The 19,742-nt window shown below is 63.7% G+C and carries 19 protein-coding genes; 16 read left to right on the forward strand and 3 right to left on the reverse strand.

Annotation, left to right across the window (positions count from 1 at the left end; genetic code table 11):
• Positions 1 to 15 precede the first annotated feature (15 nt).
• The 4 genes from lpdA (at position 16) to CO731_RS16980 (ending at position 3,279) form a co-directional block, all read left to right on the forward strand.
• The gene (gene lpdA, locus CO731_RS16965; RefSeq protein WP_108608031.1) at positions 16 to 1,461 is read left to right on the forward strand and encodes a dihydrolipoyl dehydrogenase; all 1,446 of its coding nucleotides are present in this window, start codon (positions 16 to 18) and stop codon (positions 1,459 to 1,461) included.
• Positions 1,462 to 1,543: 82 nt separating this feature from the next.
• Positions 1,544 to 1,825, forward strand: coding sequence for a GlsB/YeaQ/YmgE family stress response membrane protein (locus CO731_RS16970; RefSeq protein WP_108608032.1), 282 nt, complete (start codon positions 1,544 to 1,546; stop codon positions 1,823 to 1,825).
• A gap of 12 nt (positions 1,826 to 1,837) precedes the next feature.
• A complete protein-coding gene (gene lipA, locus CO731_RS16975) occupies positions 1,838 to 2,800 on the forward strand; it encodes a lipoyl synthase (RefSeq protein ID WP_108608033.1) in 963 nt (320 codons plus the stop codon).
• Positions 2,801 to 2,817: 17 nt separating this feature from the next.
• Positions 2,818 to 3,279: a type II toxin-antitoxin system RatA family toxin gene (locus tag CO731_RS16980; RefSeq protein WP_108608034.1), complete on the forward strand. Its 462-nt coding sequence runs from the start codon at positions 2,818 to 2,820 to the stop codon at positions 3,277 to 3,279.
• Here the strand turns inward: CO731_RS16980 and CO731_RS16985 are convergent.
• Together CO731_RS16985 and CO731_RS16990 are read right to left on the reverse strand one after the other, a co-directional pair.
• The gene (locus tag CO731_RS16985) at positions 3,255 to 3,761 is read right to left on the reverse strand and encodes a CinA family protein (RefSeq protein WP_108608035.1); all 507 of its coding nucleotides are present in this window, start codon (positions 3,759 to 3,761) and stop codon (positions 3,255 to 3,257) included. The genes CO731_RS16980 and CO731_RS16985 overlap by 25 nt on opposite strands.
• Positions 3,758 to 4,981: a bifunctional 2-C-methyl-D-erythritol 4-phosphate cytidylyltransferase/2-C-methyl-D-erythritol 2,4-cyclodiphosphate synthase gene (locus CO731_RS16990; protein ID WP_108608036.1), complete on the reverse strand. Its 1,224-nt coding sequence runs from the start codon at positions 4,979 to 4,981 to the stop codon at positions 3,758 to 3,760. The genes CO731_RS16985 and CO731_RS16990 overlap by 4 nt, the downstream gene beginning before the upstream one ends.
• A gap of 140 nt (positions 4,982 to 5,121) precedes the next feature.
• On the opposite strand from CO731_RS16990, the gene dusB reads away from it, so the two are divergent.
• The 9 genes from dusB to hflX all read left to right on the forward strand — a co-directional run bounded on the left by dusB (position 5,122) and on the right by hflX (position 16,643).
• Entirely contained in the window at positions 5,122 to 6,144 is a 1,023-nt protein-coding gene (gene dusB / locus CO731_RS16995; protein WP_108608037.1) for a tRNA dihydrouridine synthase DusB, read from the forward strand.
• Positions 6,141 to 7,283 carry a nitrogen regulation protein NR(II) gene (locus CO731_RS17000; RefSeq protein ID WP_108608038.1) on the forward strand — a complete coding sequence of 381 codons (1,143 nt, stop codon included), beginning with the start codon at positions 6,141 to 6,143 and terminating at the stop codon, positions 7,281 to 7,283. Before dusB ends, CO731_RS17000 begins: the two co-directional genes overlap by 4 nt.
• Positions 7,280 to 8,737, forward strand: a complete 1,458-nt coding sequence (gene ntrC, locus CO731_RS17005) for a nitrogen regulation protein NR(I) (protein WP_108608039.1) — start codon at positions 7,280 to 7,282, stop codon at positions 8,735 to 8,737. The genes CO731_RS17000 and ntrC overlap by 4 nt, the downstream gene beginning before the upstream one ends.
• Positions 8,738 to 8,864: 127 nt before the next feature.
• A complete protein-coding gene (locus tag CO731_RS17010) occupies positions 8,865 to 11,165 on the forward strand; it encodes a PAS domain-containing sensor histidine kinase (RefSeq protein WP_245439383.1) in 2,301 nt (766 codons plus the stop codon).
• The gene (locus tag CO731_RS17015; RefSeq protein ID WP_108608041.1) at positions 11,155 to 12,516 is read left to right on the forward strand and encodes a sigma-54 dependent transcriptional regulator; all 1,362 of its coding nucleotides are present in this window, start codon (positions 11,155 to 11,157) and stop codon (positions 12,514 to 12,516) included. The genes CO731_RS17010 and CO731_RS17015 overlap by 11 nt, the downstream gene beginning before the upstream one ends.
• A 32-nt stretch (positions 12,517 to 12,548) precedes the next feature.
• On the forward strand, positions 12,549 to 13,925 hold the full coding sequence (gene trkA / locus CO731_RS17020) for a Trk system potassium transporter TrkA (protein ID WP_108608042.1): 1,377 nt from the start codon (positions 12,549 to 12,551) through the stop codon (positions 13,923 to 13,925).
• 78 nt (positions 13,926 to 14,003) lie between these two features.
• The gene (locus tag CO731_RS17025) at positions 14,004 to 14,867 is read left to right on the forward strand and encodes a D-amino-acid transaminase (RefSeq protein ID WP_108608043.1); all 864 of its coding nucleotides are present in this window, start codon (positions 14,004 to 14,006) and stop codon (positions 14,865 to 14,867) included.
• Between the two features lie 138 nt (positions 14,868 to 15,005).
• Positions 15,006 to 15,251 carry an RNA chaperone Hfq gene (gene hfq, locus CO731_RS17030; protein WP_018428055.1) on the forward strand — a complete coding sequence of 82 codons (246 nt, stop codon included), beginning with the start codon at positions 15,006 to 15,008 and terminating at the stop codon, positions 15,249 to 15,251.
• Between the two features lie 57 nt (positions 15,252 to 15,308).
• Positions 15,309 to 16,643: a GTPase HflX gene (gene hflX / locus CO731_RS17035; RefSeq protein WP_245439903.1), complete on the forward strand. Its 1,335-nt coding sequence runs from the start codon at positions 15,309 to 15,311 to the stop codon at positions 16,641 to 16,643.
• Positions 16,644 to 16,649: 6 nt separating this feature from the next.
• On the opposite strand, the gene mazG is transcribed toward hflX, so the two are convergent.
• Positions 16,650 to 17,474: a nucleoside triphosphate pyrophosphohydrolase gene (mazG, locus tag CO731_RS17040; protein WP_108608045.1), complete on the reverse strand. Its 825-nt coding sequence runs from the start codon at positions 17,472 to 17,474 to the stop codon at positions 16,650 to 16,652.
• Positions 17,475 to 17,631: 157 nt separating this feature from the next.
• Between mazG and crcB the strand changes: the two genes are divergently transcribed.
• Genes crcB through CO731_RS17055 form a run of 3 tightly spaced genes read left to right on the forward strand, consistent with a single transcriptional unit; the run spans position 17,632 to position 19,714 of the window.
• Positions 17,632 to 18,009 carry a fluoride efflux transporter CrcB gene (gene crcB, locus CO731_RS17045; protein ID WP_108609885.1) on the forward strand — a complete coding sequence of 126 codons (378 nt, stop codon included), beginning with the start codon at positions 17,632 to 17,634 and terminating at the stop codon, positions 18,007 to 18,009.
• 35 nt (positions 18,010 to 18,044) lie between these two features.
• Positions 18,045 to 19,028 (forward strand): RluA family pseudouridine synthase, encoded by a 984-nt coding sequence (locus tag CO731_RS17050; protein WP_108608046.1) that lies wholly within the window; start codon positions 18,045 to 18,047, stop codon positions 19,026 to 19,028.
• A gap of 35 nt (positions 19,029 to 19,063) precedes the next feature.
• Entirely contained in the window at positions 19,064 to 19,714 is a 651-nt protein-coding gene (locus tag CO731_RS17055) for an HAD-IA family hydrolase (protein ID WP_108609886.1), read from the forward strand.
• Positions 19,715 to 19,742: the final 28 nt, after the last annotated feature.

A 19,742-nucleotide genomic window follows, 5' to 3' on the forward strand; every position in this document is an offset into this window, starting at 1 on the left:
ACAAGAGGCACACTCATGGCTGAGAATTACGACGTCATCATCATCGGCTCCGGTCCCGGCGGTTACATCGCGGCGATCCGTGCGGCCCAGCTCGGTCTCAAGACGGCTGTCGTCGAGCGCGAGCATCTGGCCGGCATCTGCTCCAATTGGGGTTGTATCCCGACCAAGGCGCTGCTGCGCTCGGCCGAGGTGCTGCACCTCGCCGAACATGCCAAGAACTACGGGCTCAAGCTGGAAGGCTCGATCTCGCCCGACCTCAAGGCCATTGTCGATCGTTCGCGCGGCATTGCCCAGCGCATGAATGGCGGCGTCGGCTTCCTGATGAAGAAGAACAAGGTCGACGTCATCTGGGGCGAGGCAAAGCTCACCAAGCCCGGCCAGATCGTCGTTTCCAAGTCGTCGAAGAAGCCGATGGAGCCGCAGGCGCCGCTGCCCAAGAACACGCTCGGCGAGGGCACCTACAGCGCCAAGCACATTATCGTCGCCACCGGTGCCAGGCCGCGCGCGCTGCCCGGCATCGAGCCGGATGGCAAGCTGATCTGGACCTATTTCGAGGCGATGGTGCCGCCGGAAATGCCGAAGTCGCTGCTGGTCATGGGCTCGGGCGCTATCGGCATCGAGTTCGCCTCGTTCTACCGCACCATGGGCGTCGACGTCACCGTCGTCGAGGTCATGCCTGCCGTCATGCCGGTCGAGGATGCCGAAATCTCGGCCTTCGCCAAGAAGCAGTTCGACAAGCAGGGCATGAAGATCCATCTCGAGGCCAAGGTGACCAAGGTCGAGAAGGGCGCCAACTCGATCACCGCCCATGTCGAGATGAAGGACGGCAAGGTCGAAAAGATCACCGCAGATCGCATGATCTCGGCCGTCGGCGTCCAGGGCAACATCGAAAACATCGGCCTGGAAGCGCTTGGCGTGAAGACCGATCGTGGCTGCATCGTCATCGACGGCTACGGCAAGACCAACGTGCCGGGCATCTACGCCATCGGCGATGTCGCCGGTCCGCCCATGCTGGCGCACAAGGCCGAGCACGAGGCGGTCATCTGCGTCGAAAAGATAGCCGGCCTGCCCAACGTCCACCCGATGGACAAGCTGAAGATCCCAGGCTGCACCTACTGCAACCCGCAGGTCGCATCCGTCGGCCTGACCGAAGCCAAGGCCAAGGCCGAAGGCAAGGACATCCGCGTCGGCCGCTTCCCCTTCGTCGCCAACGGCAAGGCCATTGCGCTGGGCGAAGACCAGGGCATGGTCAAGACCATCTTCGACAAGAAGACCGGCCAGTTGCTTGGCGCGCATCTTGTCGGCGCCGAGGTCACCGAGCTGATCCAGGGTTTTGTCGTCGCCATGAACCTCGAAACCACCGAGGAAGAGCTGATGCACACCATCTTCCCGCATCCGACGATCTCGGAGACCATGAAGGAAAGTGTGCTTGATGCCTATGGGCGTGCGCTCAACGCATGACGTGTGTGCGTCGGCGCGCCTGTTGCGGCGCGCCAGATGCCACTATATCAGCTGAAAGCCAATGGTTGGCCGGAGAGGAGCGATGGAGCAGAGCTACGGAATTCTCGGCATGCCCGGTGTCGGCTTCTTCGGCATGCTGCTCGTCGGGTTCCTTGCCGGCTACGTCGCCGAGCGGACGATGAACCGCGACCACGGCTTCTTGACGAATATCCTCGTCGGCATCGCCGGTTCCTTTGTCGGCGGCACTCTGGCGGGGTTGCTCGGCATCAATTATTACGGGTTCCTGGGCAACCTCATCGTCGCCATCGCAGGCGCCCTGATCTTGCTCTGGATTTTCGGCCGCTCGCAGGCGCGGCAGCCTTGATAGGATGAACTGATGGTCACTGTTCTCGATCTCAACGACCGTCCGCGCGCACGGCACCCCGAAAAGGCCCATCGGCCCGACCAGGAGGTTCTGCGCAAGCCGGACTGGATCCGCGTCAAGGCGCCGGTTTCGCGTGGCTACCAGGAAACGCGCGACATCGTGAAGTCGCACAAGCTGGTCACCGTCTGCGAAGAGGCCGGCTGCCCCAATATTGGCGAGTGCTGGGAAAAGAAGCACGCCACCTTCATGATCCTGGGCGAGATCTGCACGCGCGCCTGCGCCTTCTGTAATGTCGCGACGGGCATCCCGACCGCCGTCGATCCGAACGAGCCGGAAAGCGTTGCCAAGGCTGTCGCCCAGATGGGCCTGACCCACGTCGTCATCACCTCGGTCGACCGTGACGATCTTGCCGACGGCGGCGCCCAGCATTTTGCCGACGTCATCCATGCCATCCGCCGGCTGACGCCGTTGACGACCATCGAAATCCTGACGCCCGACTTCCTGCGCAAGGAAGGCGCACTCGAGATCGTCGTCGCTGCCCGTCCCGACGTCTTCAACCACAATCTCGAAACGGTGCCGTCGAACTACCTGACCGTGCGTCCCGGTGCGCGTTACTTCCACTCGATCCGGCTGCTGCAGCGGGTCAAGGAGCTTGACCCCAGCATCTTCACCAAGTCGGGCATCATGGTCGGCCTGGGCGAGGAGCGCCACGAGGTGCTTCAGTTGATGGATGACCTGCGCACGGCCAATGTCGACTTCATGACCATCGGCCAGTATCTGCAGCCGACAAAGAAGCATCACCCGGTCAAGAAGTTCGTGACGCCGGACGAGTTCGAGTCCTACGCCACCGTCGGCAAGTCGAAGGGCTTCCTGCTCGTCGCGTCAAGCCCGCTGACGCGCTCGTCGCACCACGCCGGCGACGATTTCGCCAAGCTGCGCGCGGCCCGCGAAGCGCGTCTCGCCAAGTCGGCCTGACGCGCTCCAAGGCCAACATGCCGAAGTTCGAAACCACGCGCCGGGTCAGCCACTCGCCGGAAGAAATGTACGCGCTTGTGGCCGACGTGGAGAAATATCCGGAATTCCTGCCGCTGTGCGAAGCACTGAACGTGCGCACGCGTCGCGAGCGCGACGGTCGCGAAATCCTCGTGGCCGACATGACTGTGGGCTACAAGGCGATCCGCGAGACATTCACCACGCAGGTCCTGCTCACGCCCGCGGAGAACACCATCGACGTCAAATACCTCGACGGGCCGTTCCGCTACCTGACCAACGAGTGGAAATTCGTGGCAGCAGCGGGCGGCGGTTCGGATGTCGAGTTCTTCATCGACTATGAGTTCAAGAGCCGCATCCTGGGCGCGCTGATGGGCACGATGTTCGACCGCGCCTTTCGCATGTTCGCCGAAGCGTTCGAAAAGCGGGCGGACGCGATCTATGGGCCGGCAAAAGCGGTCTGATCGACGGCCCGCAGTCCAAGGCCAAGCGCTGTCCGAACCGTCTCACGGCGGATGAAGTCGCGGCCCTTGTCCTCGAACAGGCGGAACTCCGCCTCTACGGGCATGCCTTTCCTGGCGACGCCGAACCAGACCAACCCGACGGGTTTTTCAGCCGAGCCGCCGCCGGGGCCGGCAACGCCGGTCACCGCCAGCGCAAGGCCGGCACGCGAATGGGCAAGGGCGCCAGCGGCCATTTCAAGCGCCGTTTCGCGGGAGACCGCGCCATGCGCCTTGAGTGTCGCTTCGGAGACACCGAGCATCTCCATCTTGGCTGCGTTGGAATAGGTGATGAAGCCGCGGTCGACGACGGCCGACGAGCCGGCGATGTCGGTCAGCGCCGCGATGATCATGCCGCCGGTGCAGCTTTCGGCGGTGGCTATCATCGTGCCATGTGCCTCGCAGGCTTCGAGCAAGGCCGAGGCGAGGGCGCCGATGTCGCTCATTCCGGCAGTTCCCCGGGATAGACCACGCTTGCGGTTGCGATGGCGGCGATGCCTTCCTCGCGGCCGACGAAACCCAGCTTCTCATTGGTGGTGGCCTTGATCGAGACACGCTCCGGCGCGATGCGCAGCATGTCGGCCAGTTCCGCCGTCATCGCCTCCCTGTGCGGGCCGACGCGCGGGGCCTCGCAGATCAGGGTGATGTCGGCGTTGGCGATCCGCCCGCCGCGCGCGCGCACGATTTTTGCGGCATGCTCGACAAACTGCCGTGATGCGGCGCCCTTCCATTGCGGGTCGGATGGCGGGAAATGCGTGCCTATGTCACCGGCGCCGCAGGTAGCCAACAGCGCGTCGGTCAGCGCGTGCAGGCCGACATCGGCGTCGGAATGGCCGTTCAGCTTCTTCGAATGCGGGATTTTCACACCGCACAGCCAGACATGGTCGCCGGCCTCGAAGGAATGCACGTCGTAGCCGTTGCCGGTGCGCACGTCGGGAAACCTTGGTGAGTGGCCGGAAAGGCGCTGGTCGGCCATGGCTATGTCCTTTGCCCAGGTCAGTTTGATGTTGTCGGGCGAGCCGAGCACCAGCCGGACCGGGATGCCGGCCCATTCGGCGATCGCTGAATCGTCGGTGAAGTCGCTACGCCCGGCCTCGAAGGCGCGCTGGTGCGCGGCGAAGATCGGCCCGAACGGGAAACCCTGCGGCGTCTGCGCCGCATGCAGGCCCGCGCGCGGCACGGTCTCAGCCACCGTGCTGTCGAATGCTTCCCGCTTCAGCGTATCGGAGACCGGCAGCGACGGCAGCGACCCGTGCTCGGTATCGATGCCTCCAATCGTGCGATCTATGACATCGGCGCCGATGAAGGGTCGAACGCCGTCATGGATGAGCACCGCGGCCGGCTTCGCATCCTGCAAGGCGAGCAGGGCAAGCCGCGTCGAATCCTGCCGCGTGGCGCCGCCGATGACTGCCGTGACACGGTCGGCGAACTCGTCCGCTGCGGCTGCGAAAAGCTCGGCGTCGTCGGCATGGATCGCTACCGCCACCGGGCCGATGCTTGGGTGGTCGAGGAACGCCTTCAGCGTGTGCCAGATGACGGCCTTGCCGCCGATCCTGCGATACTGCTTGGGGCCTTCGGCCTGGCCGGCGCGTTCGCCGCGCCCGGCAGCCACGATGACGACCGCGACCTTCGAATTGGGATGGTTGGAGGGGGCTTCTGCACTCATGCGCAGAGGCTTAGCCGCGAGGTCTGCCGAAGGCCAGAAGAATCCAGAAAGCGCCGCATTCCCCTGTCATTTCGCAGTTGCACAATGAACCGATCATGGCTACTCATTGTGCAGAGGCGAATGGTGCTTTGTTTTTGTGCATGAATAAGCTTTCAAAACTCGGCGAGCCGCTTTCAGTCGGTGCCGTCACGATCCGCAATCGGGTGTTTCTCGCGCCGATGTCTGGCGTCACCGACGAGGCATTCCGCACGCGCGCCTATGCCCATGGCGCTGGCCTGGTGGTTTCCGAGATGGTCGCCAGCGGTGAACTCGCCAAGGGGCGCGGCTCTAGCGGCTTTCGCATCCGCCATTCGGGCCTGCCGGTGCACATGGTGCAACTGGCCGGCCGCGAAGCCGCTCACATGGCCGAAGCTGCCCGCATTGCCGTTGGCGAAGGCGCCGATGTAATCGATATCAATATGGGTTGCCCGGCCAAGAAGGTGACCGGCGGTTACGCCGGTTCGGCGCTGATGCGCGACCTCGACTTCGCGCTGACCCTGATCGACGCGGTCGTCGAGGCGGTTGATGTGCCGGTGACGCTGAAGATGCGGCTGGGTTGGGACGACGACGTACTCAACGCGCCGGAACTGGCGCGCCGGGCTGAGCAGGCCGGCGTCAGCATGGTCACCGTCCACGGCCGCACGCGCTGCCAGTTCTACAAGGGCAAGGCCGACTGGCAGGCGATTGCCCGCGTCAAGCAGGCGGTGAGCATTCCCGTGGTCGCCAATGGCGATGTGGCTACGCCAGAGGACGCAGCCGAGATTCTGGAGCAATCCGGTGCCGATGCCGTCATGGCCGGGCGCTCGCACTACGGCGCTCCCTGGACGGCGGGCATGATCGCAGCGGTGGCGAGCGGCGCAAGTGCTGCCGGCGTGCCGAGTTCGGCGTCGGCGTTGGCCGACTATGCGATTGCCCATTACGAGGACATGCTGGCGCTTTACGGCACCGAGAGCGGCCTGCGCCAGGCGCGCAAGCATCTTGGCTGGTATCTCGACCGTCACGCCGCTGAGGTGCCTGACGAATTGCGCCGTGGCGTGCTCACCTCATTCGATCCTGCCCAGGTGATTTCGTCGCTGCGCGAAGCGCTCACGTCGTTTGGCGAACCCGAAAGGAATGCGGCATGAAGTTCAACCCGGCACCGGCAGCAGATCCGGCGGATGCCGCGCAGATCGTCCTCAATACGATCCGGCGCCCGGTCATCATGATCGGGCCCGACAACTTCATCACCTTCGCCAATGCCGACGCCGAGGATTTTTTCCGCTCCAGCGCCACCGTGCTGGCGCGCAGCGATCTTTCGCGCTTCGTTCCTTTCGGCAGCCCGATCCTGACCCTGGTCGAGCAGGTGCGCGAGCGTCTCACGCCGGTCAACGAATACCGCGTCGATGTGTCCTCGCCGCGTCTTGGCGTCGAGAAAATGGTCGACCTCTACGTCGCCCCGGTGTCGGAGCTGCCGGGATCGGTGGTGGTGATGTTCCAGGAACGCTCTATGGCCGATAAGATCGACCGCCAGATGACGCATCGTGGCGCGGCGCGCTCGGTCACCGGGCTTGCCGCCATGCTCGCCCACGAGATCAAGAACCCGCTCTCCGGCATCAGGGGCGCAGCCCAGCTTCTGGAATTGTCTGCCTCCGACGAGGACCGCTCGCTGACGCGGCTGATCACCGACGAAACCGACCGGATCGTCAAGCTTGTCGACCGCATGGAGGTGTTTTCAGACGAGCGACCCATCGACCGCTATCCGGTCAACATTCACGTCGTGCTCGATCATGTGAAGGCGATCGCCAAGAACGGTTTTGCCAATGGTATCAAGATACTGGAGGATTATGATCCATCATTGCCTCCCGTCTATGCCAATCGCGACCAACTGGTCCAGATATTCCTCAACCTGGTCAAGAACGCCGCCGAGGCGATCAGCCATCACCCGCGCGGCGAAATCACCCTGTCGACCGCCTTCCGGCCCGGTATCCGCATGTCGATCCCCGGCACCCAGGACCGGGTGTCGCTGCCACTGGAATTCTGCGTCCACGACAACGGAATGGGCGTGTCCGAAGACATCCTGCCGATCCTGTTCGACCCGTTCATCACCACCAAGCCGAACGGTTCGGGGCTCGGCCTGGCATTGGTCGCCAAGATCGTCGGCGACCATGGCGGGGTGATCGAATGCGATTCGACGCCGCGTGGCACCACCTTCCGCATCCTGATGCCTGCCTGGAAGGAACTGCCGGGGCATTCGACCGACGTCAGTGAAGGAGACCATCGATGAGCGTGCGCGGAAACATTCTCGTCGCCGACGACGATGCGGCCATCCGCACCGTGCTCAACCAGGCGCTGTCGCGCATGGGGCATGAGGTGCGCGTCACCTCCAATGCCGCGACGCTGTGGCGCTGGGTGGCGGCCGGCGAGGGCGACCTGGTCATCACCGACGTCGTCATGCCCGACGAGAACGCCTTCGACATGCTGCCGCGCATCAAGAAGGCGCGTCCGGAGCTGCCGGTCATCGTCATGAGCGCCCAGAACACCTTCATGACGGCAATCCGCGCCTCCGAGACCGGCGCCTACGAATACCTGCCCAAGCCCTTCGACCTGACCGAACTGCTCAGCATCGTCAACCGGGCGCTGGCCGAGCCTCGGCGACCGAAGATCGAGCAGCGCCATGACGACCAGCCCGATTCGATGCCGCTGGTCGGCCGCTCGGCGGCGATGCAGGACATCTACCGCATGCTGGCGCGCATGATGCAGACGGACCTTACCGTCATGATCTCGGGCGAATCGGGTACCGGCAAGGAGCTGGTGGCGCGTGCGCTCCATGAATATGGCCGCCGCCGCAACGGACCGTTCGTCGCCATCAATATGGCCGCGATTCCCCGCGACCTGATCGAGTCCGAACTGTTCGGGCACGAAAAGGGTGCCTTCACCGGCGCGCAGAACCGCTCGACCGGCCGCTTCGAGCAGGCCGAGGGCGGCACGCTGTTCCTCGATGAGATCGGCGACATGCCGATGGAGGCGCAGACAAGGCTGCTGCGCGTGCTCCAGCAGGGCGAATACACCACTGTCGGCGGGCGCACGCCGATCAAGACCGACGTGCGCATCGTCGCCGCCACCAACAAGGATCTCAGGTCACTGATCAACCAGGGCCTGTTCCGCGAAGACCTGTTCTACCGCCTCAACGTCGTGCCGCTTCGACTGCCGGCGCTACGCGAAAGATCCGAGGATATTCCAGATCTTGTCCGGCATTTCTTCAAGCAGGGCGTGAGCGAGGGGCTGCAGGCCAAGCGCATCTCCGCCGGCGGCGTCGAACTGATGAAGCGCTACCCCTGGCCGGGCAATGTGCGCGAACTCGAAAACCTGGTGCGCCGGCTGGCCGCGCTCTATCCACAAGACGAGATTTCGGCCGAGATCATCGAATCGGAACTGAAGACCGGCGAGCAGCCGGTGGTTCCCGGCGGCAATCTCATCCCCGACGACCTGTCGGTCGGGCAGGCGGTCGAGCATTTCCTGCAGCGCTATTTTGCCATGTTCGCCGACGACCTGCCGCCGCCCGGTCTCTACCAGCGCATTTTGGCGGAGGTCGAATATCCGCTGGTCCTGGCGTCGATGACGGCAACGCGCGGAAACCAGATCAAGGCCGCTGAATTGCTGGGCCTGAACCGCAATACGTTGCGCAAGAAGATCCGCGAGCTCGGCGTCAACGTCTACAAGTCGGCGCGTCCAGGCTGACCAGGCGAAGGCAAAACGCTTAGCTGTCGAAAGCCTGCCGAAACATTTTCGCTTGCGGACAAAATGTTGCATAATCGCCACAATGCGTTGCATAGATGCGACGCATTCAATGGCTCTACACGGCAGCATGGCGAACCGGGCAACACCAGCAAAAGAAGCAAGCCGACCCGTAAAGGGAACGCAGGACGGCAGACGCCTTCTTGCGCTCCCGGGCGTGGTGGCGATCGCTGCGGCGCTGGTCACGGCTGCAGTCTCCTTCGCCATTCTGGTCGGCGTCACGCCGATCACGCCGGATTCGACGACGACGCTGACCCTTATCGGCATCAACGCCGTTTTCATCCTGATCCTCGTCGGCCTGATCTTGATCGAGGTGCAGCGCATCATCATGGCGCGCCGACGCGGCAAGGCTGCGTCCCGCCTGCATGTGCGCATCGTCACCATGTTCGCACTGGTGGCGGCATTGCCGGCATTGCTGGTTGCGATCGTCGCGTCGATCACGCTGGATATCGGGCTCGATCGCTGGTTCGAGATCCGGACGAAGACCATCGTCAATTCGTCGCTGTCGATCGCCGAAGCCTATGTCCAGGAGAACGCACGCAACCTGCAGGGCACCACCCTGTCGATGGCCAACGACCTCGACAATGCGCGCTCGCTCTATGGCCTCGACCGCAGCGGCTTCCTCGATTTCATGGGCCGGCAGGCGCAATTGCGTGCGCTCGCACATGCCGCGCTGATCAGACCCGACGGTTCTTTCGTGATGAGCGCAAAGACCGGCGCCGACTTTGCCATGCCCGAACCTCCTGCCACGGCAGTGCAGGCTGCGGCCGACGGCAAGCCGGTGCTGATCGAGCCGAAGACGCGCAACATCGTCGGCGCCATCATCAAGTTGCGCGAGATCGAAGGGCTCTATCTCTACACCATCCGCCTGGTCGATCCCGAGGTGATCAAGGCCCGCCAGATCGTCACCGCAAACACCGAAGAGTACCGCGACCTCGGCGCGAGCCGGCGCACGACGCAGATTGCCTTCGCTCTGCTCTATCTCGGCTTGACGCTCATTGTCGTGCTGTCGGCGATCTGGACCGGCATTGCCGTCGCCGATCGGCTGGTGCGGCCGATCCGGCAGCTCATCGGTGCCGCCGACGAGGTTGCGACCGGCAATCTCGATGTGTCGGTACCGGTGCGGCTGTCAGACGGCGATGTCGGCGCATTGAGCGGTACGTTCAACAACATGCTGCTCGAACTCAAGTCGCAGCGCAACGAGATCCTGACCGCCAAGGACGTCATCGACGAACGCCGCCGCTTTTCGGAGGCGGTGCTTGCCGGCGTCACTGCCGGCGTCATCGGCGTCGATCCCTATGGCAGCATCACCATCGTCAATCCATCGGCGGAGTCGATGCTGGCGATCTCCGCTGCGGATTCGCTCGGCCAGAACCTGTCGATCCTTTTGCCGCATGTCGGGCGCGTCTTCGAGATCGGGCGCAAGTCGGGACGGGCGGTCTATCGCGAGCAGGTGACGTTCTACCGTGCCGGCGCCGAGCGCACCTTCAACGTTCAGGTGACGGTGGAGGAGGGCGACAAGGACGCGATGGACGCCGATGACACGTCGTATGTGGTGACCATCGACGACATCACCGACCTCGTTACCGCCCAGCGGACGTCGGCCTGGGCCGATGTGGCCCGGCGCATCGCCCACGAGATCAAGAATCCGCTGACACCGATCCAGCTTTCGGCCGAACGCATCCGCCGCCGCTACGGCAAGGTGATCACCGAGGATCGCGAGGTCTTCGACCAGTGCACCGAAACGATCATCCGCCAGGTTGGCGATATCGGCCGCATGGTCGACGAGTTCTCGGCATTCGCACGCATGCCCAAGCCGGAAATGAAGGTGATCGACATTCGCGAACCGCTGCGCGAGGCGTCGTTCCTGGTCGAGGTCAGCCGTGCCGACATCGCCTTCGAGCGTGAAATCACCCCAGGCCCGCTCAAGGGCACCTTTGACAGCCGCCTGATGGCCCAGGCGTTTGGCAATGTCATCAAGAACGCCGCGGAGGCCATCGAGGCGGCGGAACGCCAGACCGGCGAGCCCGGTGTCATCAAGATTCGGGCACGGCGAGAAGGCAATTCGATCCGGATCGACGTCATCGACAATGGCAAGGGCCTGCCGCGCGAGCATCGCCAGCGGCTGCTCGAGCCCTATATGACGACGCGCGAGAAGGGCACGGGCCTTGGCCTCGCTATCGTCAAGAAGATTGTCGAGGACCACGGCGGAAGATTGGAACTCCACGACGCTCCAGCCGATTTCCATGGCGGGCGCGGCGCGATGATCAGCATGGTCCTGCCTGCGGCGGCCGAAGAGGCCGCGGCACCCAAGAGTGCCGACGAGGCAGCGCAGGCCCAAGAAATCGAGAAGGTCGGAAATGGCGTCTGATATTCTTATCGTTGACGATGAGGAAGACATCCGTGAACTGGTCGCGGGCATCCTGAGCGACGAAGGTCACGAAACCCGCACGGCGTTCGACGCCGACAGCGCGCTTGCCGCAATCGCGGATCGTGCGCCGCGCCTGGTTTTCCTCGACATCTGGCTCCAGGGTTCGCGGCTCGACGGGCTGGCCCTGCTCGACGCGATCAAGACCCTGCATCCCAACCTGCCCGTGGTGATGATCTCGGGCCACGGCAACATCGAAACTGCTGTTTCGGCGATCCGTCGTGGCGCCTATGATTTCATCGAAAAGCCGTTCAAGGCCGACCGGCTGATCCTGATCGCCGAGCGCGCGCTCGAAACCTCGAAGCTCAAGCGCGAGGTCTCCGACCTCAAGATGCGCAGCGGCGAGACCCACGACCTGATTGGCATGTCCTCGGCGATGAGCCAGTTGCGCCAGACCATCGACCGCGTTGCGCCGACCAACAGCCGCGTCATGATCATCGGTCCGTCCGGCTCGGGCAAGGAGATGGCCGCGCGGGCCATCCACGCGCTCTCCGCGCGCAAGACCGGCCCGTTCGTCACGCTGAATGCAGCCACCATCACACCCGAACGCATGGAGATCGAGCTGTTCGGCACCGAATCGAACGGCGGCGAACGCAAGGTCGGCGCCCTCGAGGAGGCCCATCAGGGTATCCTCTATCTCGACGAAATCGCCGACATGCCACGCGAGACCCAGAACAAGATCCTGCGCGTGCTGGTCGACCAGCAGTTCGAGCGCGTCGGCGGCACCAAGCGCGTCAAGGTCGACGTGCGCATCATTTCGTCGACCGCCCAGAACCTGGAGGCGATGATCGCCGAAGGCCGGTTCCGCGAAGACCTTTACCACCGCCTGGCGGTCGTGCCGGTCATGGTGCCGGGGCTTGCCGAGCGTCGGGAGGACATTCCCTATCTCGTCGACAATTTCATGAAGCAGATGGCCAAGCAGGCCGGCATCAAGCCCCGACGCATCGGTGACGACGCGCTCGCCGTGCTCCAGGCCCACAACTGGCCCGGCAACGTACGCCAGTTGCGCAACAACGTCGAACGCTTGCTGATCCTCGCGCGCAGCGACAATCCCGAAGCGCCGATCACGGCCGATCTTCTGCCATCGGAGATCGGCGACGTCATGCCGCGCGCGCCGAACCAGTCCGATCAGCACATCATGGCGCTGCCGCTGCGCGAAGCGCGCGAGATGTTCGAAAAGGAATATCTCATTGCACAGATCAATCGCTTTGGCGGCAACATCTCCAAGACGGCCGAGTTCATAGGCATGGAGCGCTCGGCGCTGCATCGCAAACTCAAGTCGCTGGGCGTGTAAGCTGTGGCTGGCAGTCAGGATAGAGATCCCGCATGCGCGTAATCATCTGCGGGGCCGGGCAGGTCGGTTACGGCATCGCCGAACGGTTGGCGGCCGAAAAGAACGACGTCTCGATCATCGATACGGCGCCTGAGCTGATCCATTCGGTCCGCGACCAGCTCGACGTGCGTGGCTTCGTCGGCCACGGATCGCATCCGGAAGTGCTGGAGGCCGCCGGCGCGCAGAACGCCGACATGATCATCGCCGTGACCCTCTTCGACGAGGTCAACATCGTTGCCTGCGAAGTGGCGCACGCGCTGTTCAACGTGCCCATGAAGGTCGCGCGCATTCGGTCGCAAGCCTATCTCCAGCCGCACTATCAGGACCTGTTTTCGCGCGAGCATCTACCGATCGACGTGATCATCTCGCCCGAGCTCGAAGTCGGCGAGATGGTGCTGCGGCGCATTACGCTGCCGGGCGCGACCGACGTCGTCCGCTTTGCCGACAACCACATCATCATGGTGGCGATCGAGTGCCTGGAGGACTGCCCGGTCATCAACACGCCGCTGGCCCAGCTCAGCGAACTGTTCCCCGATCTGCCCTCGACGGTGGTTGGCGTCAGCCGCAACGACCGCCTGTTCATCCCGCATTCGGCCGATCAGCTGGTGGCCGGCGATCTCGCCTATGTCGTGACGACCAAGGAACAGGTGCGCCGGACGCTCGGCCTGTTCGGGCATGACGAGCAGGAGGCAACGCGCATCGTCATCGCCGGCGGCGGCAATATCGGCCTTTATGTCGCCCGCACCATCGAGAAGCGCCAGAGCCGCACCAAGATCAAGATCATCGAGGCGAACCGGGACAGGGCCGTCAAGGTCGCGGACGAATTGCGCCGGACCGTGGTGCTCAATGGCAGCGCTCTCGACCAGAAGCTGCTGATGGAAGCCGACATCCAGGATGCCGACCTGATGGTGGCGCTGACCAACAACGACCAGGTCAACATCCTGTCCTCCGTCATGGCCAAGCGGCTCGGCTGCAAGGGCAATCTCGCCCTCATCAACAACCCGGCCTATCACGATCTCACCAAGCCGCTCGGCATCGACGCGCATGTCAATCCGAGTGCGGTGACCATCTCGCGCGTGCTCCAGCACGTCCGGCGCGGGCGCATCCGCCAAGTCCACTCGATCCAGCGGGGAGCCGCCGAAATCATCGAAGCCGAGGCGCTGGAAACGTCGCCGCTGGTCGGTACGTTGCTGCGCGACCTCGAATTGCCCGATGGCATGCGCATCGGCGCGATCTATCGCGACGGCAAGATCGTCAAGCCGAGCGGTTCGGTGCAGATAAAGCCCAAGGACCGCGTCGTCATTTTCGCGCTCGACAAGGCGGTCAAGCAGGTCGAGCAGATGTTCCGGGTCAGTCTCGAATTCTTCTGACCTGGTCCAGCCAATTGACCGTTGCCGCCCGTCGCAGATCGACTAGAACTCCGTAAAATTCCGAGGGTCACGAAAACCATGCCGCGCATCGCTTACGTCAACGGCCGCTACGTCGCCCATTCAGATGCCTCCGTGCATATCGAGGACCGCGGCTACCAGTTCGCTGACGGCGTCTACGAGGTTTGCGAGGTGGCGCGCGGCTTCATCGTCGACAGCGTCGGCCACCTCGACCGGCTCGGCCGCTCGCTGTCGGAACTCAGGATCGACTGGCCGCTCAACCGCGCCGTACTCGTGCATGTCATGCGTGAGGTCATCCGCCGCAACCGCGTCCACAATGGCATGGTCTACCTTCAGGTGACGCGCGGCGTGGCGCCGCGCGATCACGTCTTTCCGGCAAACGGCACGCGTCCCGCACTGGTGGTAACCGCCAAGCGCACCGACCCGGTGGCCGCGGCCAAGAAGGCCGGGGCAGGGCTCAAGGTCATCACCGTGCCGGAAAACCGCTGGGAGCGCGTCGACATCAAGACTGTCGGTCTTCTGCCCAATGTCCTGGCGCGCCAGCAGGCCAAGGAGGCCGGCGCCCAGGAGGCGTGGTTCGTCGATCCGGACGGCACGGTCAAGGAAGGGGCAGCCACCAACGCCTGGATCGTCACCAGGGACGGGGTGCTCGTCACGCGCCCGGCCGACCACGGCATCCTGCGCGGCATCACCCGTGCCACGCTGTTCAAGGTCGCCGAGAAGCTCGGGCTGACGGTCGAGGAACGCGGTTTTACCGTCGAGGAAGCCAAGGCAGCGCGCGAAGCGTTCATCACGGCTGCGACCACACTCGTCATGCCGATTGTCGCCATCGACGGCCAGCCCGTCGCCAATGGACACCCCGGATCGGTGGCGCTTTCCCTGCGCGAAGCCTTTTTTGACGTTGCGGAAAAAATCCAAGCCTGATAACCGCTTGGGCGTAAATGGTTAAATTCATCTCGTTCAGCTTGCCGCGCGATGTGGCAAGGGGTGTTTGCTCGCTTGACATGAGCCCGGTAATTTGGCGCATTGGCAGCAGACAGGGATCGGCGAAAGAAAAAAACAATGGCGGAACGATCGCAGAATCTTCAGGACCTTTTCCTGAATTCAGTTCGCAAGAGCAAAAACCCACTCACCATTTTCCTTATTAACGGCGTGAAATTGACCGGAGTCGTTACTTCCTTCGACAATTTCTGTGTTTTGTTGCGCCGTGACGGGCATTCCCAGCTCGTCTACAAGCATGCCATCTCCACGATCATGCCGAGCCAGCCGGTTCAGATGTTCGATGGCGAGGAAAGCCAGGGCGGCTGATTGGCACGCGACAGGAACGCCGGCGCCAAGGCCGGTGCCAGCAATGGACCCGAATCGATAGGGGGCGACAAAGCCCCCACGCGCGCGGTCGTCATCGTGCCGGTGCTGACGCGCCAGCCCAAGGGTGACGACGACAGCGCACGTCCGCGGCTGCAGCGTTCGGCCGACGCCCGCCACGATGAAGCCGTGGGGCTCGCCCGCGCCATCGATCTCGAACCCGTTCATACCGCGATCGTCACGCTCAACGACCCGCGCCCGGCAACTCTGCTGGGCACCGGTAAGGTCGAGGAGTTCGCTGAGATCGTGAAGGAGCGCGGCGCGGAACTGGTCATCGTCGACCATCCGCTAACGCCGGTGCAGCAACGCAACCTCGAAAAAGAGCTGAACGCCAAGGTGCTCGACCGCACCGGGCTGATCCTCGAAATCTTCGGTCGGCGGGCGCGCACCAAGGAAGGCACGCTGCAGGTCGAGCTTGCCCATCTCAACTACCAGAAGGGCCGGCTGGTTCGCAGCTGGACCCACCTCGAGCGCCAGCGCGGCGGTGCGGGCTTCCTCGGCGGTCCGGGTGAAACGCAGATCGAATCCGACAGGCGCGCGCTCCAGGAAAAGATCATCAAGCTCAAGCGCGAGCTGGAGACGGTGGTCCGCACGCGTGACCTGCACCGCGCCAAGCGCCGCAAGGTGCCGTTCCCGGTCGTCGCCATCGTCGGCTACACCAACGCCGGCAAGTCAACGCTGTTCAACCGGCTGACCGGCGCCAGCGTGCTGGCCGAGGACATGCTGTTCGCCACGCTCGATCCGACCTTGCGCCGGGTGCGGCTGCCGCACGGCACGCCGATCATCCTGTCCGACACCGTCGGTTTCATCTCCGACCTGCCGACGCACCTGATCGCCGCCTTCCGGGCGACGCTGGAAGAAGTGGTCGAAGCCGACCTCGTCATTCATCTCAGGGATATTTCCGATCCGGATACCGCGGCCCAGGCCGAGGATGTCGAACGCATCCTTGCCGATCTTGGCGTCGATGCGGCGGATACCGACCGGGTGGTCGAAGTCTGGAACAAGATCGACCAGCTCGACGAGGGCAATCGCGAGCGCCTGCTTTCCGACGGCTCCGATGGCCGCAAGCTGCCGCCGATCGCGATCTCGGCAATCACCGGCGAGGGCATCCCTGCACTTGCCGGCTTGATCGAGCAGCGCGTCTCGGGCGAGCTCGAATCGATCAACGTCACGCTGGAACCCAGCCAGCTTGGCCAGATCGATTGGCTCTATCGCAATGGCGACGTGGTTTCGCGCACCGACAATGACGATGGCAGCGTGTCGATGACGCTCAAGGCAACCGCTTCGGCGCGCGACGAGATCGCGGCGAGAATTCTACGCAAAAACAAAGGCTAAGGCGCGTTACTTCGCGCTCTTTGCCTGCTGCCACAATGCTTCCATCTCGTCGAGCGTTGCCGCCTCCAGGCTGTGTCCGGAATCGTTGAGCGACTTTTCGACGTAGTGGAACCGCTTGCGGAACTTGTCGTTGGTTCCTGACAGCGCAGCCTCGGAATCGAGCTGCAGGTGGCGGCCGAGATTGACCAGCGCAAACAGCATGTCGCCGAACTCGTCCTTGACCGCGGCCTGATCGCCGTTGGCCATGGCCTCGCGCAACTCGCCGATCTCTTCTTCGATCTTGTCGAGGATGGGTGCTGCCTCGCCCCAGTCGAAGCCGACGCGCGCCGCCTTCTCCTGCAGTTTGAGCGCACGGGTAAGTGCTGGCAGCGCCACCGGCACTCCGTCGAGAAAGCCGTGGCCGTGATCTTCAGGGTCAAGCCCGCGGGCGATGCGCGCCGCGCGCCGCTCGGCCTTCTCTTCGGCCTTGATCTTCTCCCACATGCCCTTCGCCGAACGCGCCTCGCGCGCCTTGGCGTCGCCGAAGACATGCGGATGCCTGCGGATCATCTTGGTGGTAATGGCTTCGACCACGTCGCCGAAGGCAAACTCACCCGCTTCCTCGGCCATCTGGGCGTGATAGACGACCTGCAGGAGCAGATCGCCGAGTTCCTCGCGCAGATGGTCGATGTCATTGCGAGAGATCGCGTCGGCGACCTCGTAGGCTTCCTCGATCGTGTAGGGCGCAATGGTCGCGAAGTTCTGCTCGATGTCCCAGGGACAACCGGTTTCGGGCTCGCGCAGGGCAGCCATGATCTCGATCAGGCGGGAGATATCTTTGGAAGGTTGCATGGCGCGATGCTATAGCCCGCCTTTCCTTATCCCAACAATGGCGTGCCGCACGCCGGCCTTGTCCACAGCCTAATCCTTTGCGCCGGCGGCCATCGTGCCTGTGGCGCTCGGTAGCTGTGCTAATGACCAGAAATCCGGACGCAGGCAGGACATGCCCATGCTTCATCTATCGCTCGTTGCAGTCGGCGGCGCCATCGGTGCATCGCTGCGCCATCTGGCCAATCTCGTCGCACTCAGGCTGGCGGGGTCGAACTTTCCCTGGGGCACGTTGGCGATCAACATTGTGGGTTCGTTTGCCATGGGCCTGTTCATCGGCTGGCTTGCCCGCCGCACCGGGACATCGAACGAACTGCGCTTGTTCGTTGCCACGGGTATTTTGGGCGGCTTCACCACCTTTTCGGCGTTCTCGCTGGATTTTGCCACCTTGTGGGAGCGCGGATCGACTTTGCCGGCCTTCGGCTATGCCTTTGCCAGCGTCATATGCGCCATCCTGGCCCTGTTCCTGGGAATGTGGCTCGCAAGAAGCATCGGCTGATGCTATTGGGCCGCTTCGAAAAGGACAATTGAACAATGGCAGGCGTTGAACAGATCACGGTGGAAGCCGGCGAAACGGGCATGAGGCTCGACCGCTGGTTCAAGTCTCACTATCCGGGGCTCGGCTTCGGCCACCTGCAGAAACTGCTGCGCTCGGGCCAGATCCGGGTCGACGGCGGCCGCGTCAAGGCCGACACGCGTGTCGAGCCGGGCCAGGTGATCCGCATCCCGCCGCTCGAAGTCGACAAGAAGAACGACGGCCCTCTGACTGCCCGCACCATGCGCGATCAGGACGATGGCGACGTGCTGGCCAAGATGCTGATCTACGAAGACTCCAAGGTCTTCGTCTTCAACAAGCCGGCCGGCCTCGCCGTTCAGGGCGGTTCGGGCATCGTGCGCCATCTCGACGACATGCTCGAGGCCTGGCGCAACAAGAAGGGCGAAAAGCCGCGCCTGGTCCACCGGCTCGACCGCGACACCTCGGGCGTGCTGGTCGTGGCGCGCACGCGCCTGGCGGCGATGAAGCTCGCCGAGGCTTTCCGTGCCCGCGAAACCAAGAAGACCTACTGGGCCCTGGTCAAGGGCGCACCGCCCAAGCGCGAAGACAAGATCTCGACCTGGCTGATCAAGGAACAAACGCCCGACGGCGACCGCATGCGGGTCGCCAAGCATGGCGAAAAGGGTGCCGATCATGCGGTTTCCTACTACCGCGTACTGGAGCAGGCCGCCCAGACCATGACCTGGCTGGAGATGGAGCCCTATACCGGCCGCACGCACCAGCTGCGCGTGCACGCTGCCTTTATCGGCTGCCCGATCATCGGCGATCCGAAATATTTCGAACACGACACCAACTGGGAATTTCCCGGCGGCCTGCAGAACAAGCTGCATCTGCATGCGCGCCGCATTGTCATTCCGCACCCAGACCATGGCGTGATCGACGTCACCGCGCCGATGCCGCCGCATATGCGCCAGAGCTGGAACCTCATCGGCTTCGATGATGAAAGCGGGGAGCCGGCGTGACGGCAGCCTCGTCGCGCGACAGCGCTGCGGGCGCGTTGAAGCTGGTGCTGTTCGATTGCGACGGCACGCTGGTCGACAGCGCCGACCTCATCCATGCCACGATGGTCGCGACGTTTCGCGAGGCCGGCCTTGCGGCGCCGGCGCTGGAAGCCACCAAGGGCATCATCGGCCTGACGCTCGATCTTGCCATTGCGACGTTGCTAGACCGTTCGCTCGATGCCGAGTGCGGCCGTCTGGCCGAGCGCTACAAGGCGCATTTCACCGCCTCGCGCGCGCCCTCGACTTTCCATGAGCCGCTCTATGACGGCATCGCCGAACTGATCGACGTGCTCGCCAGGCGCGACGACGTGCTGATCGGCATGGTCACCGGCAAGTCGCGCCGCGGCGTGCAGCGTGTGCTGGAAACCTATGGTTTAGGGCGCCATTTCGTGACCATCCGCACCGCCGACGACTGCCCCTCCAAGCCGCATCCCGCCATGGTGCTGGAGTGCTGCGCCGAAACCGGCATCGATCCGGCCTCGACTTTCGTGGTTGGCGACGCCATTTATGACATGCAGATGGCCAGAAGTGCCGGTGCACGCGCGATAGGTGTGTCCTGGGGCTACCATGACCGCGAAGGCTTGCTGGCTACCGGTGCCGAGACGGTGCTGGCCAAGCCCGGCGATTTGCTCGCCCTCATCGACTGATTGCCCTTTTCGACTGATAGGAAGAACT

Origin of the sequence: Aminobacter sp. MSH1, assembly GCF_003071665.1 — a bacterium.
Lineage (GTDB): Bacteria > Pseudomonadota > Alphaproteobacteria > Rhizobiales > Rhizobiaceae > Aminobacter > Aminobacter niigataensis.